The organism is Kitasatospora sp. NPDC101183 (assembly GCF_044767945.1).
Taxonomy (GTDB): domain Bacteria; phylum Actinomycetota; class Actinomycetes; order Streptomycetales; family Streptomycetaceae; genus Kitasatospora.
In genome coordinates, this window is sequence record NZ_JBIWOW010000008.1 from 176,963 (window position 1) to 190,008 (window position 13,046).

Annotated in this window: 15 protein-coding genes; 3 read left to right on the plus strand and 12 right to left on the minus strand. The window is 70.1% G+C overall.

The window, feature by feature from the left end; all coding sequences use genetic code 11:
* Positions 1-64: 64 nt before the first annotated feature.
* The 12 genes from ACIRRS_RS13350 to ACIRRS_RS13405 form a co-directional block, all read right to left on the minus strand.
* Positions 65-436 carry a hypothetical protein gene (locus ACIRRS_RS13350; RefSeq protein WP_402969234.1) on the minus strand — a complete coding sequence of 124 codons (372 nt, stop codon included), beginning with the start codon at positions 434-436 and terminating at the stop codon, positions 65-67.
* Positions 430-1,389 (minus strand): aKG-HExxH-type peptide beta-hydroxylase, encoded by a 960-nt coding sequence (locus ACIRRS_RS13355; RefSeq protein ID WP_402969237.1) that lies wholly within the window; start codon positions 1,387-1,389, stop codon positions 430-432. The genes ACIRRS_RS13350 and ACIRRS_RS13355 overlap by 7 nt, the downstream gene beginning before the upstream one ends.
* A gap of 81 nt (positions 1,390-1,470) precedes the next feature.
* Entirely contained in the window at positions 1,471-1,638 is a 168-nt protein-coding gene (locus ACIRRS_RS13360) for a hypothetical protein (RefSeq protein ID WP_402969239.1), read from the minus strand.
* Between the two features lie 79 nt (positions 1,639-1,717).
* On the minus strand, positions 1,718-2,461 hold the full coding sequence (locus ACIRRS_RS13365; protein ID WP_402969242.1) for a hypothetical protein: 744 nt from the start codon (positions 2,459-2,461) through the stop codon (positions 1,718-1,720).
* Positions 2,458-4,344 (minus strand): radical SAM protein, encoded by a 1,887-nt coding sequence (locus ACIRRS_RS13370; RefSeq protein WP_402969245.1) that lies wholly within the window; start codon positions 4,342-4,344, stop codon positions 2,458-2,460. Before ACIRRS_RS13370 ends, ACIRRS_RS13365 begins: the two co-directional genes overlap by 4 nt.
* A gap of 26 nt (positions 4,345-4,370) precedes the next feature.
* Positions 4,371-5,243 carry a hypothetical protein gene (locus tag ACIRRS_RS13375; RefSeq protein WP_402969248.1) on the minus strand — a complete coding sequence of 291 codons (873 nt, stop codon included), beginning with the start codon at positions 5,241-5,243 and terminating at the stop codon, positions 4,371-4,373.
* Entirely contained in the window at positions 5,240-6,184 is a 945-nt protein-coding gene (locus ACIRRS_RS13380; protein ID WP_402969251.1) for an NAD(P)-dependent oxidoreductase, read from the minus strand. Before ACIRRS_RS13380 ends, ACIRRS_RS13375 begins: the two co-directional genes overlap by 4 nt.
* Positions 6,181-6,849 (minus strand): TylF/MycF/NovP-related O-methyltransferase, encoded by a 669-nt coding sequence (locus ACIRRS_RS13385; protein ID WP_402969685.1) that lies wholly within the window; start codon positions 6,847-6,849, stop codon positions 6,181-6,183. Before ACIRRS_RS13385 ends, ACIRRS_RS13380 begins: the two co-directional genes overlap by 4 nt.
* 14 nt (positions 6,850-6,863) lie before the next feature.
* Entirely contained in the window at positions 6,864-7,322 is a 459-nt protein-coding gene (locus ACIRRS_RS13390; RefSeq protein ID WP_402969254.1) for an NUDIX domain-containing protein, read from the minus strand.
* Positions 7,323-7,346: 24 nt separating this feature from the next.
* On the minus strand, positions 7,347-8,216 hold the full coding sequence (locus ACIRRS_RS13395; protein WP_402969257.1) for an isocitrate lyase/phosphoenolpyruvate mutase family protein: 870 nt from the start codon (positions 8,214-8,216) through the stop codon (positions 7,347-7,349).
* Positions 8,216-8,893: a dTMP kinase gene (locus tag ACIRRS_RS13400; protein ID WP_402969260.1), complete on the minus strand. Its 678-nt coding sequence runs from the start codon at positions 8,891-8,893 to the stop codon at positions 8,216-8,218. Before ACIRRS_RS13400 ends, ACIRRS_RS13395 begins: the two co-directional genes overlap by 1 nt.
* Complete coding sequence (locus ACIRRS_RS13405; RefSeq protein ID WP_402969262.1) at positions 8,893-9,642, minus strand: hypothetical protein; 750 nt, start codon at positions 9,640-9,642, stop codon at positions 8,893-8,895. Before ACIRRS_RS13405 ends, ACIRRS_RS13400 begins: the two co-directional genes overlap by 1 nt.
* 167 nt (positions 9,643-9,809) lie before the next feature.
* Between ACIRRS_RS13405 and ACIRRS_RS13410 the strand changes: the two genes are divergently transcribed.
* The 3 genes from ACIRRS_RS13410 to ACIRRS_RS13420 all read left to right on the plus strand — a co-directional run bounded on the left by ACIRRS_RS13410 (position 9,810) and on the right by ACIRRS_RS13420 (position 12,904).
* Positions 9,810-11,327, plus strand: coding sequence for a helix-turn-helix domain-containing protein (locus ACIRRS_RS13410; RefSeq protein ID WP_402969265.1), 1,518 nt, complete (start codon positions 9,810-9,812; stop codon positions 11,325-11,327).
* A 73-nt stretch (positions 11,328-11,400) separates the two neighbouring features.
* Positions 11,401-12,393, plus strand: a complete 993-nt coding sequence (locus ACIRRS_RS13415) for an asparaginase (RefSeq protein ID WP_402969266.1) — start codon at positions 11,401-11,403, stop codon at positions 12,391-12,393.
* 43 nt (positions 12,394-12,436) lie between these two features.
* On the plus strand, positions 12,437-12,904 hold the full coding sequence (locus ACIRRS_RS13420) for a PPC domain-containing DNA-binding protein (RefSeq protein ID WP_402969269.1): 468 nt from the start codon (positions 12,437-12,439) through the stop codon (positions 12,902-12,904).
* The last annotated feature ends 142 nt before the right edge of the window (positions 12,905-13,046 follow it).

A 13,046-nucleotide genomic window follows, 5' to 3' on the forward strand; every position in this document is an offset into this window, starting at 1 on the left:
GCTCGCTGGCCTGATCATCACGACGTAGCCGATAGCGGGCACCCGAGGGCACGCGGGTGGGGCGTCACTGACGCCGGAACGGCCAGCTGCTGCGACGGTGTCGGCCTGGTCGGGTGCTGCCGACTCGGCTCTCCTCGCCCCCCGTAGACGGCGGGACAGGCGGCGAAGGTTCGTCGTTGAGGAGGATCGAGCGCCAGACGCGTTCCTGAAGCTCCTGGATGCACGGCCCGCAGGCGTACATCGGGGCCTGAGCGCCTGCCACGGTCGCGGGGCCGATCCACAGGACCCGAGTCCACTGCTGACCGCAGTAGAGCCAGCAGAAGCCGTCGACCCACGGGTTGCGGTTATCCGTGGCGGCTGGCGCAGGCAGGCAGCCGCGGGCGAACTCGGCGATGCCGGGGATCACCACGTGCGGCATCACCAGCTCGGTCAACACGAGCTCACTTCCTCGGACGGCTCCGGGAGCTCCTGCGCGCACCGCAAGGCGGCGTCGACCGCACCGGAGACACGCTCTCGCAGCTGCTCCGAGGTGATCAAGGAGGCGGCCTCGCCGAAGTTCGGTACGGCCGCTCGTAGAAGGCGGCCCTGTCCGGCCAGGTAGTCGCGCAGGAAGGCTTGGACGGGCGGAGGGGCGCTGTCGAGGACGGCGGCGCTGTAGATCACGGTGAGGGAGAACGCCCAGCACGCGTGGAGGAAGCCGAAGGCAGGCCGTTCGGTTTCGCGCCACGGCGAGTGGAACGTGACGTCCTCCGGCAGGGAGACGGATGCCGTAGCCAGAGCCTCGTTGAACCAGTGGTGGCCGGCCTCGTGGACGAGGTCACGCGCGAGGACCTCCGGGGCGGAGGTGTAGTCGGTGAACACGGTGCCGGGCAGGCGCGTGATGCTCCAGCTGAAGAGGGTGTCGCGCAGCTCCCGTCGTTCGAGCAGGCAGACGATCGGCGCGTACTGATCCACCAGGCCGCCGAAGCCGTGCTTGCGGGCGGAGTCCAGCGCCGTTGCCAGCAGTTCGTGCAGCGCGGCCGGCGCGACCGAGGTCTCCGGCGCGACGAGGTAGTACGCCGTCTCCGAGAGTGGCGACTGCAGGAGGTGCCCGTCCTCCGGGTTGAGCAGCAGGTGCGCGCTGCCGGCGGAGTCCGTGGAAGCCAGGTAGGCGAGGTCGCGCAGTTCGGTCCGTCGGTACCAGGAGAGCAGGTCGCCGTTGCGGTTGGCGGCGGCCTGCTCGGCACCTTCGAGCAGGTGATGCGCGACCGCATGGGCGACGGCTGCACCGGTCGGGCCGTGCCCGCCGAGGCTGCTGCCGAGGAGTTCTGCGATGCGTCGTGTACGTTCGGCCTTCCGTTCCTGGAGGCCGGGCAGGTAGAAGAGTTGGTCGGTCGAGGGCTCGGGCATGGTCACGTCTCCTCACGAGGGACGGTGCGTCCGGTGCAGGCCGCGTGCCCTGCACCGGACGCACCGGGGTTCTGTGTGGGGCTACTGCTGGGTGTCGTCGGTGGACGCCTCAGCGGTCACGTTCGACCGAGAGGCGTTCCAACCGCGCGGCGACGCGTTGGACGTGTGGGCGGTGATCCGCACCGGTCCTTCGTCGTGCAGGGCCGCCACGGCTTCGACGAACTCGTTGAACTGGTTGGGGTTCTCCATTTGGTCCTCCTCGCAGGTGGATTGGTGAAGGGAGACGGCGCTCGCTCGCGGAGGGCTGCGGCTCCGGCACACGGGTGGCTCACCGGGTCCTGTGCGGGGCAGGAGCCTCGGCGGTCAGGAGCGTGAGGAACTTGCGCACCCGGCCGACGCGCACCGGTTCGGTGCCGTGGACGAGTTGGCTGCCGAAGACGAGCAGGGTGCCCGTGGCGGGCTGGGCAGTCCAGCGGGTGCGCTTCATCGCGGCGAACCAGTCGGATGAGCCGTCCGTGCCTTCGGAGATGAACCGCATGCGGGCGTCGTAGCCGGTGACGGGCTTCGGGGATGCCGGGGTCCAGGGAGCCTCGCTCCCGCTGGTCTCAACGTAGAAACCACCGCTGCCATCGGGTGCCAGCTCGATGGCGACGCTGGCCGCGGCGATCTGGCGGGGCCAAGCGCCTGGGTCAGGTGCGATGCCGTCCGCGTGGGCGCTGATGTACTGGCCGGCCTGGTACTCCAGGAAGATCCACGGGCGGTGGCTCTCGACGGACGGCGCGTTCCGCGCGATGGCGGCGCGGCTGCGTTCCAGCGCGGCGTTCAGAATCGCCTGGGCGGCGGCCGGGACGTCGGTCATCTCCACGCGCCCGGCGGGCTCGTACAGGGCGCGGGCCAGTTCGGAGGTGAGCCCGGGGACCTCGTGGATGGTGGAGAGGCGAGCGTCGTCGAACGACTCACGGCCGCGCTGGGCGAGTTCCAGGTCCATGAGCTCATTGAGCTGCTGCACCTCGTGGGCGCCGAGGAAGTCCTCGACGGTGTGGATGCTCAGGGTCTCGGCGATGTGGATCACCGGCGAACCTCCGTGAGATCGAGGGCGTGTGGGTGTGAGACCGGGGGAGGGCAGGCGCACAGGAACGGGGCGCCGCCGGGCGGGTCGCCGACTAGTTCAGCCAGGAGCCGGCCGCTTGTGGGAAGCGCGGCGAGGTATTCGCTCGGGAGGCTGCCCGGTGCGGGCACGAGGCGCAGGTCCAGGACGGGGTAGCGATCCCCGTTCGTGCCGCAGGTCAGCAGGCTCCGTCCGAGGTCGAGCACAACCGAGGACGGCAGGGCGTTGTCGGCACGCGCGGCGAGCCGGCACAGCCGGGCGGCGATCTCGGCCGCCTCGGTACGGTCACGCGGCAGGATGCCGATGGACAGCTCGCGCTGCGGTGTGCCGGGGGCGGCAGAGTGGCCCTGGCAGCTGTCGTACGTGATGCAGTTCCAGCGTTCGGTGACGGCTCGCACGAGGGGGAACACCCCCGGCTCGATGCCGGCCCGCCACTGCGGGTGCAGGGGGTCGAGGTCGTCGGCTTCGTGGATGCCGGGAAGGCCCACGGTGTTGATGTTGCCGAGCTCGCTGGTGTGCAGGCGGGCCTGCTGCCGGGGTGCGAGCGGGTCGTCCCAGCGGCGGACGAACGCGGCGACATCGTGCATCTGGTTCGGGCGGCGCGGGCGCCAGCGGAGCCGGGTGCACCAGACCGCTTCGGGGTGTTCCGGTTGTGCGAGCAGGGCAGCGACGCCGTCGATCAGCCGCATGCGGTGGGCACAGTAGGACGCGCCCAGGTCTGCGAGTGCGTGGCGGAGCCGTACGGCCATGCAGCCGCCACCGCAGGTGTCCCGGTAGTCGCAGGAGACGCACGGCGCGATGAGGGAGCGGGCGCCGGAGAGTAGCCGGGACCGATCCTGGGCGTGCCGCACGTCCTGCTGCGAGTCGAGGAGTGGGAGGTTGGTCAACTGGGCTTGAGGCCAGGCCAGTTCGTCACAGCTGCCGAGACGGCCGTCGGGGTACAGCGTGAAGACGTGGTCGCACTTGAGGTCGTCGAAGTGGCAGGAGCCGCTGCGCAGACCACGGAGACGGCGGATCACGGAGACGACCGGATCGAGCTTGACCTTGCGGAACCAGCCGGCGCGTACCCATCGGACGGCCGCGGAGAGGGTGAACTCCGCGTACTGGGCCGGAGTGATGGCCCACGCGGGGCCGGTCGATCCGATCGCCGCCGCCTGCATGGCCCTGCTGGTGCCGACGCGGCTGGACGTCGCTCGTGTCGGTGCCACCACGGCGCCGTCGAAGCAAGGTACGAAGTTGATCGCGATCACGGCCGGGAACGAGGCCAGGTGGTCGACGATCTCCTCGGCTCTGCCGAGGATTTGAGGGGTGACGGCGCAAACGATCGAGGCGGTCCGGCCTCGGCGTTCCAGCAGCTGGAGCGACTCGACGATCCGGGGATAGACGGGCAGCCCGTCGTAGCCGATGCGCCAGCTGTTCCCCCGGGCATCGCCGTCGAGGGAGATGCTGATCTCCAGCGAGGGCAGGTGCTCGTCGAACAGGTCGATCCAGGAGTCGTCGAGAAGCAGACCGTTGGTCTGGAGGCTGACTTGGACCACGTTCGAGTTGGCCGCCAGGGCGCGCAGAACCTCGGTGACCGCATCCTTCCCGGCGGTGAGCGGTTCGCCGCCGTGGAGTTCTACGGAGAGCGGCCGGTCCGTGAAGAGCGTCGCCAGCCGGTTCACCTGGGAGGCATCGATGCGGCGGCCACCAGGGGCTTCCTTGCGCTTCTCGAAGCAGTACAGGCAGTCGATGTTGCAGGTCTCGCCGCGCAACTTGAGGATCACGGACAACGCCGTCGTACGGTCGGCAGGGTCGAGGCGTGCGTACAGGGAGTCGAGGTCGTTCGGGGGCGGGGCGGTGGACAAGGCTCACCTCCAGGGGGCCTCGGCGGTCAGGTAGTTGTGGACTCCAGGTGCTTGGCCCAGGTGAGTAGAGCTGCGTCGGTGAGCGGTACGCGGTCGTCGGCCCTGCGCAGGAACCAGCCGTCGCTGTAGCGCTGGGGCAGCCATCCCGTACCGAGGGCCGGCGCAGGGTCGCTGCTGCTGCCGTCGATGGGGTGGCAGGACAGCAGCGCACTGGTCAGCCGCTGCTGGATCGGCCGGAACCATCCCCAGGACGTGTCATGCCACACCGCGGTCGTCGTGCCGGGCGTCCAGGGACGGGTGGCCATGAGCGGCAGCCACTTCTCTCCGAGCAGGGGCTGCCCGGCGGCGGCGCACTCGGCGGAGGCGAGCGTCAGTGCCAGGCGTTCCAACACCAGGTCGACCGAGGCGTACAGGCCGTCGGCGGCCAGGCCGACGAGGTCCTCGGTCAGGCTCGCCACCGTCTCGGCCCGGTCCGCCACGGCCCACGCGCGGTAGACCTCGGCCTCGCCGGGGCTCACGACCGGGATCCACTGCTCTTCTTGGTACTGCCTTGCGGTACGCAGGCTGGTCAGGCTGCCGAGGTCCTTGCGAACCCGGCGGAACACCGTGAGATCGTCGGCGCGGACCTCGAAGCCGCGCAGGAAGGCGCGCAACTGTGCCATCTGGTCCGGGCCGGAGACCTGGAGATCGATCCGCACGCCGTCGCTGAGCCAGGAGCCGGAATCGGGGAGATCCGGGGTGTCGCCGAGCAGGCGCAGGTCGATGTCACTGGTCGCGTGGGCGAGGCCGCAGGCCAAGGCACCCTCCAGCCAGACCGTCGAGCCCGGGTGGGAGGACAGGAGGTGCTCGGCGACCTGTCCCGCGATGTGGAGGCGGCGACGAGCCGACTCGCTGATCACCGGCCCTCCTGGTGAGCAGTCCCCACCGGAACGGCCACCCGATGGTCGGAGACCGAGGCGATGAGCTGGGTGAGCCAGGTGTCGAGTTCCTTCCGGACGTCCGCGCGTTGGGCGCCGACGTGCGGCGTGACCAGGAGGTTTCGAGCACCGGCTGAGGCACCCACGAGCCCCAAGTGCTCGGCTTCGATGGCGTCCAGGGCGAGGCCGGTGATGCGCCGTGTGTCGAGCGAGCTCAGGAACGCCTCCACGTCGAGCGTCTCGATCCGGCCCGCACAGATCACCAGCGGTCGGCGCGCAGACGCCCTGGCGAGGAACCCCTCGTCGAACCGGCCACGCGTCTCATCCCGTAGCGGTAGCGCGATCACGTGGACGTCCGCGTAATCGATCAGCGTGTGAGCGGGCAGTTGCTGCAGCGCCGGTGGGTTGGACGGCCAGCGGGCGAAGGTGACTTGGCGAGCGAAGGGGGCGAGCAACCTGGCAGCCGATCTCCCGACCGGGCCGGCACCCCAGACGGCGACATCGAGATCGGACAGTGGCTGCCCCAGGCAGGCGTCCTTCATGTGACGGCCCTGGACAAGAGCGTTGTGGCCCAAGGGGATTCGACGTGCCAGGCTCAGCGCGGCGATCAGGCACCACTCGGCCACGGCTGCCGCGCTGACGTGCGGGTTGCGGTGCAGAGTGATGCCGCGCCGGGCGAGCTCGGCGACGTCGATGTTGTCGGTGCCCGAGCCGACCCGGACGACGTGCTGGAGCAGCGGCAGCCGGTCGAGTTGCCGACCGCCCAGCCGTGCTCCGGAGCGCAGGGTGAGGAGCGTGGCCCGGTGCGCGTTCCCGGGGAGCGAATCGAAGTCGGCCGTCTCGATGAACTCGATCCTGGGGAGCGAGAGTTGGAGGCAACCGAGATCGGCGGCGCCCTTGGCGATGAGGATGGTCTGGGTCATCGGGAGGCCGTTCCTCGGGGCATGGGGGACAGGTAGCGCCCGAAGGCGAGGTCGCCGTCGCCGACGAGTACCTCGACCGGGGAGGGCGCGCCGAAGAAGTCGTCGGCGGCACGCTTCACGCCGGGCAGGCCGTTCCACGCCTTCGGGTTGACGGCGGTGTCGGCGTAGTCGTCCAGCAGCAGCACCCCGGACGGGGAAAGCCTGGGCACGCAGGCTCGCAGGCCGGTGAGGGTGGAGTCGTAGAAGTCGCCGTCCAGGTAGGCCAGAGCGATCGTGCCGGGCAACTCGCCGGGAACGGTCCGTTCGAACCAGCCGGGGTGGATCGTCGGTGGCGTGCGGTTCCAGCGGGCGTGGGTGTCCAGGACGTCCTGCGGAGCGGAGTGCAGGTCGCCTTCGGAGAGGTGGTCGGAGTCCTGGTCGCCTGGGGCGGGCATGCCGGCGAAGGAGTCGAAGACGTGGATCTCACGCCTGCGGTCGCCGAGCGAATCCAACACGCAGCGCATCCACAGAGCCATCGCGCCGCGGTAGCAGCCGAGTTCGACGATCGCACCGCCGACGCGCCGGTCGACCAGGCGGTGGAGCTCGTCGGCGATGACGTCCAGCCGGTCGGCGCAGACCGTTTCCGCGTGCTCAGCGAGCAGCCACTTGCGCAGGTCGTCGTTCACGTCGTTCAAGGAGGTCACCACCTGTCGATGAACGGGTCGCTGAGCTGGCCGCGCAGAGCGGCGAGCAGCGGCTGGTTGATCCGGGGCAGGAGGTACACCTCGGCGAGCTTGCCGATGGGCGTCCACTCGAAGCCGACCTGGATCGGGTCGGGCGGGTCCGGGAACCGCGGGGTCGTGTCGCCCAACGGGTGGGAGAGGAAGGTGAACTGGGTCTTCTGTACGGTCCCGAACTCGTCGTTCCAGGCGGCCGGCACGTACTCGGTCACCAGCAGGAGGCGGTCGACGGCCACGTCGAGACCCGTTTCCTGCTGGACCTTGCGGCGGACCGCGTCGCGCAGGCTCTCTCCCTCCTGCGCCTTGCCGCCGGGCAGGTTGTAGTGGAACCCGGAGTGGTCGTTGTAGGAGAGGAGGAGGACCTGGTCGTCGTGCAGGACTGCGGATTTCACCGACACGCTGATGCGGGGCAGGGTCATCGCGGGATCCCTCGGGGTGTGAGGTCAGATGCAGGACAGGGCGTCCGGTTCGCCGATCTGCAGCAGGTCGGCGACGGCCGCGAGCGGGGCCTCGGCGCTGGGGCGGAAGGTGCCCTCGCGGGTGAACTGGCGGGCGGCGGCGCGCATGCCGGCCATAGCGGCCCGGCTGAACTGGTTGGCGTAGATGCACAGCCGGTAGCCGGCCTCGCCCAGCTCCGAGGCGGTGAGTTGGGGGAAGGCGGTGGGCACGGTGACCAGCGGGACCGCATTGGTCCAGCGGGTGGCCACCTCCAGGGGCTGGCCGCCGGTCTGGTCCTTGGAGTGGATCAGCACGGCTTCCGCGCCCGCGTCGACGAAGCGCGTCGATCGGCCCATGGCCAGCTCCAGGCTCGTGCCGGCGATCAGGGACTCGGTGCGAGAGATGACCACCAGGCCCTCTCCGACCGTCTTGCGGATGCGCTCGACCTGCTGGATGACGAGGTCGGCGGCGGCCAGCTGCTGAGAGGTGTGCGCGGAGAAGCTGTTGCACTTGGGGTAGGCGCTGTCCTCCAGGCAGATGGCGGCAGCCCCGGCCCGGACCAGGTCGGCCGCGATGCGGGCAGCACCCTCGACGGTGCCGCCCGCGTTGTCGACGTCCACGATCACGGGGCGATCGGTCACTCGGCCGAGCGCGGTGACCACGTCGGCCAGGTCGCGGGCGCTGAGCACGTTGGCGTCGGGCAGGCCGAGGGCGGCCGACACCTCCAGGCCGCTCACCCAGAGCGCGTCGAACCCTTCCTCCACGGCCAGTCGGGCCGCCATGGCGTTGACGGCGCCCGCTGCGAGCAGCGGGCGTGCCGGTGTCGGCGCGGTGAGCGCCTGGCGCAAGCGGGCCGCCGCGTCGGATATCGGCATCAGCTCTCCTTCTCCGCATCGGTCGGGAGGCCGGGGATCAGCCCGAGGCGTTCGAGCGCGGCCCAGGCGGAGCCGAGAACCTCCGCCGGGGTGGCGCCGGCATCCAGGGGGACGACGGTGCCGAGCAGCGGGAACGACTGCGGGGAACCGGTGACCTCGGCGTAGACCTCGTGCACCGCGGACTGCACGTGGTGCACGTCCCAGTCCGCCCGCACGGCGTCGCCGGCGCGGTCCTTCGCCCTCGACATGGAGTCGGCGGCGGGCAGTTCGAGCACCAGCGTCGCGTCCGGGCCGTCCGCCAGCTCCTCGGCGAGGGCCTTGTAGGTGTCCTGCGCCCGAGCACCGTGCTTGACGGCGAAGAACGCGAGCTCGCTCAGCAGCCAGCGGTCCGCGATGACCGGCCGTGCGCGCCGCTGGGGCTCGACCAGCTGCCGCACGGTCGCGTTCTTGTCCGCGACGATGGCCGACAGGTAGGCGGCCCTGTTCTCGGGCGACGGCCGGTACTTCCCGTCGACGATCTGCCCGGCGTGCTCGGGCGACAGGAAGTTCGTGGTCAGGACGCAGAGCGGGGCCGTGTCGAACAGGCCCTGCCACAGCTGGAACAGCCCCTTGCGGAGCGTGGTCTTTCCGGTGCCGTCCAGGCCCTCGATGGCGATGAAGGGGTAGCGGTTCGTCATTACTCGACCTGCCCTGCTCCGGTGCCGCCCGCGTACTTGGTGAACTGGCCGCGCCACACGGCGGTCGTGGACACCAGGTCCACGAGCCGCAGCTCGCCCAGTTCGTCCAGCAGAGCGGGCAGCGTCCGCTCCACCTCGATGCCCGCCGTGATGGCCTCGCAGTAGGCCCGCCGGGTCCGTTCGTCGTCCTGTTCCCGAAGGGCCGTGGCCAGCACGCGGCCCGCCATCCCGTAGGCGACCGCGCCGACCGCGCCCTCCAGGACCTGGGCGTGGATCGGTTCGGGGTTCGGCTCCAAAGTCAGGTGCCGAACGCCGTGATGCCTGATCACGGCGAAGAACCCGACCCACCACGCGCTCGCCTCGCAGGCCGCGATCACGGCCTCGCTCCACGGCGCCGCCATGCCGTCGAGCAGCAGACGCCGGCGAGCCTGTTCCGCCGCTCGCACCGTACCGATCGCGCTCGTGTCGCCGACCGTGCCGTAGCGCTGCGGGTACGACCACCAGTAGGCGAGGCCGGTGCGCTCCAGCAGCGCCCGCGCCTCCGGGCCGACGGCGCCGGTGGGCCGCAGGGCCAGGCCGGCGACCGGGGCGCCGCTGATGTCGGGCAGGCTCCCCCCGGTCTGCACGATCTCGCGCCATTCCTCGACGTGCAGTTGGAGCCGCTGGACCAGCAGCCCGTCCGCCAGCGTCTGCCAAGCCGACCGCAACGACGGCTCGGTGGACTCCTCTGCGGGAATCGTTGCTCTCATCGTCTCGTAAGTCCTTCCTGACGCACGGCTCGTGGTGACGACGACCGTCGCAACCGGCTCGTGTGCGTTCATCCATGGTCGTGAAGAAGCGGACCCGCGCTCATGGGCGTTTATGCGAGTCGCGGTAGATGCCGAACGGACGGAGCATCGCGAGGAAGAATGTCAGCGTGGACAGCAGTCAGCAGCGACGGTGCACCTCCTGCGGCAGCACCCTGAGCCGCTACAACGCCGGTGCCAAGTGCGGCCCCTGCCAGCGTGATTTACGCATCGCGCCCGAATTCTGGGACGACCCGCAGGTCCAGCAGGCAGTGGCGACCTGGGACCTGGGAACGCTCTGCCGCCTGGTTCGACGCCACACCGGCCTGCCCCAGGCGGCGTTCGCCCGGATCGTCAACAGCGACCAGTCCGAGATCAGTCGATTGGAGCGCGGCCAGCGGACCGTCAAGGACCGGCGCAAGATGATCCAATGGGCCCAGGTCCTCAACTTCCCCGAGGAGCTGGCCGGTCCGCTCCCGAGCGAGCTCGAGGACGGGGAGTCGACAACCTACGTCGCGCAACCACCGTCGCTCGCCATCGCAGCGGTCGGACCGCGGTGCCTGCGATTCCCTGCGGGTCAGAGCCTCCCCGGCGCGAACCTGCCCGCGTTGGTCATCGACGCTGACACCTTTTACGGCAATGAACTCCACCTGAGCGGCAGTGCCGAGTTGGACGCCTGGGTCAAAGCGCCGACCCGCTCCCTTGTAATCGCCAAACGGACCATCGACGGAGCGAGCCGACAGTTCGCCGTTGACGCGCGCTTCGCCGGTCGAGCCCAGGATCGCCCGCTCCGCATTTCGTCCGCGTACGAGCTCGACGACCTCACCTACGGGATCCTGTGGGCCGTCACCGGATTCGACGCCGCCCTGCTCAGTGACGACGCCGGTCTGCACACCGTCCTGCCGCTCACCACTGACACCGACCTCGACCCGCTGGCCAGCGCCGTCCGGGACGAGGAACTGGCGGCTGGCTCCCTCATGTTCATTGGCTCCCAGGCCAGCGCCCACTACATCCTCGACAACCGTGACGCCCTTGGCGAAGCTCCGCTCTTCTGGACCCGCGAGCGGACCGGAGAAGAAGCCGCCACCTGGCTCTTCTTTTCCCACAAGCTCGACTACCTCCGGCGAACTGCCCCGGCGACGCCCGAGGCGAGGAGCGGGACCGGCCGCGCCTTCTGCATCCCACCGGAGGCGGTCACTCGCTCCCCGGGCTACGAGCGGGTCATGCTCTTCCTGGTGATCGCCCTGATGGAATCCCACGGCATCACGACCTGGATCACCGAAAGTCCCGACCTCGCGGAGACCGAGGGCTTCGTCCTGATCCCCCAGCAGCGTGCCGTCATCGCCAGTTGGGTACGAGCCGAGGCCGTGTCCAAGCTCGGACGCACGACACGACGGGCTGATCTGCGCACCTTCGCCGACGCCGTAGGCCACGCCGCGGTACACTCCGCGACCGCCGCCGATGCCGCCCACGGACGCCTCATCGCCACCGCCGACTACCTCGGACTCGACTGGCCCTGGCTCACCCGCCGCTGCCGCCAGCTCGCCTCGGTCGGCACCCGCGCCCTCGCCAGGCCCCGCAGTCGGCTGCTGGGTCTGGAAGGTCTGGACGCCGCTTGTCAGTTCATCGCCGCCCACCACGTGCCCTGAACCGATAGATTGCACCGGAGGTCACGCGGCCGAACTGCTGATGGAAGACCATCCTGACAAGGAGACACCGACGTTGAGCAAGAGGGCAGTCGCGATCTTCTCCCTGGGCGGCACCATCGCGATGACCACCGATCCGGCCACGGGCGGCGTCGTACCCGCCCTGTCCGCGCATGAACTCCTCGCCGCGGTCCCGGCTCTTCAGGAGCTGAACACCGACCTGCGCGTCCACGACTTCCGCCGACTCCCTGGCGCCTCCCTCAGCTTCGACGACCTGAGCGCTCTCTCGGGCGCCATCGCCGATGCCTTTCAGGACGGCTGCGACGGCGCGGTGGTTACCCAGGGCACCGACACCATCGAGGAGACCGCCTACCTCCTCGACCTCCTGCACGCCGGCGACCAGCCGATCGTCGTCACCGGAGCCATGCGCAACCCCACACAGCCCGGCGCGGACGGCCCGGCGAACATCCACGCCGCCGTCATCGCCGCCGCCGCTCCCGAACTGCACGGCGCCGGCACCGTGGTCGTCCTCGGCGACGAGATCCACGCCGCCCGCAATGTCCGCAAGTCCCACAGCACCAGCCCGGCCGCGTTCACCTCCCCGGCCACCGGGTCCCTCGGACGCCTCTACGAGGGCCGCGTCCACCTCCACGGCCCCCTCCTCACCCGCACCGCCTTCCCCGGACCGCTCACCGGCTCCGCGCCCCGCGTCGGGCTGTACACCGCGACGCTCGGCGACGACGGCACCCTCCTCGCCACGATGGCCGAGGCGTGCGACGGCCTCGTGATCGCCGCGTTCGGCGTGGGCCACGTCCCCCAGAACTACGTGGCCACCCTGGAGAGGACCGCCTCCCGGATTCCGGTTGTCCTCGCCACCCGCATCGGCAACGGCCCAGTCCTGCAATCGACTTACAGCTTCCCCGGCTCTGAGAAGGACCTCCTCGCCCGCGGGCTGATCCGAGCTGGCCACCTCGACCCCTACAAAGCCCGCCTCCTCCTGCACCTCCTGCTCGCCCAGGGCCACAAGACCGACGAGATCGCCGCCGCCTTCCGCGCCGCAGCTGACTGAGCCGAGCCCGCACCAGCCTTTTCGACAGCGAGGACCCAGCCCCATGCGCGCCAGCGAACTGACCCTCGGCCGGAATTTCGGCGTCACTTTCGAGCACGGCGAGGACTTCTTCGATGCCCTCGCCGAGTTCTGCAAGGAGCACGACGTCCAGCAGGGCTACATCCCCATGTTCATCGGCGCTTTCTCCGAAGCCGAGATCGTCGGCACCTGCGACGGCCTGACCCACCCCGAACAGCCCCTCTGGGACCGCACCCGCGTCGAGTTCGTCGAAGCCCTCGGCGGCGGCACCCTCGCCCACGATCCCACCACCGGCCTCGTCCTCCCACACATCCACCTCGCCGCTGGCCTCAAGGGCGACAACGCGGACGGCCGCACCAGCCACCTGCTCAACGCACGCGTGCAGTTCCTCAGCGAGCTCCTGATCGTGGAAGTCGCCGGCCCCACCATGACCCGGCCCCGTAACCCCGCCCTCTACGACGTGCCGCTCCTCACCTTCGGCCCTACCTCCTGAGCCTGCCCAGCCAGGCATGGCCCGGCAGGACCAGCTCCAGAGCACCTGCCAGCCCGGCCGCCGGCTGCACCAAGACCTGGAAGGAGACCACCGAACCCAAGTACGGCGCGAAAAGCGACTAGACCGAGCGCGTCCTGGAACG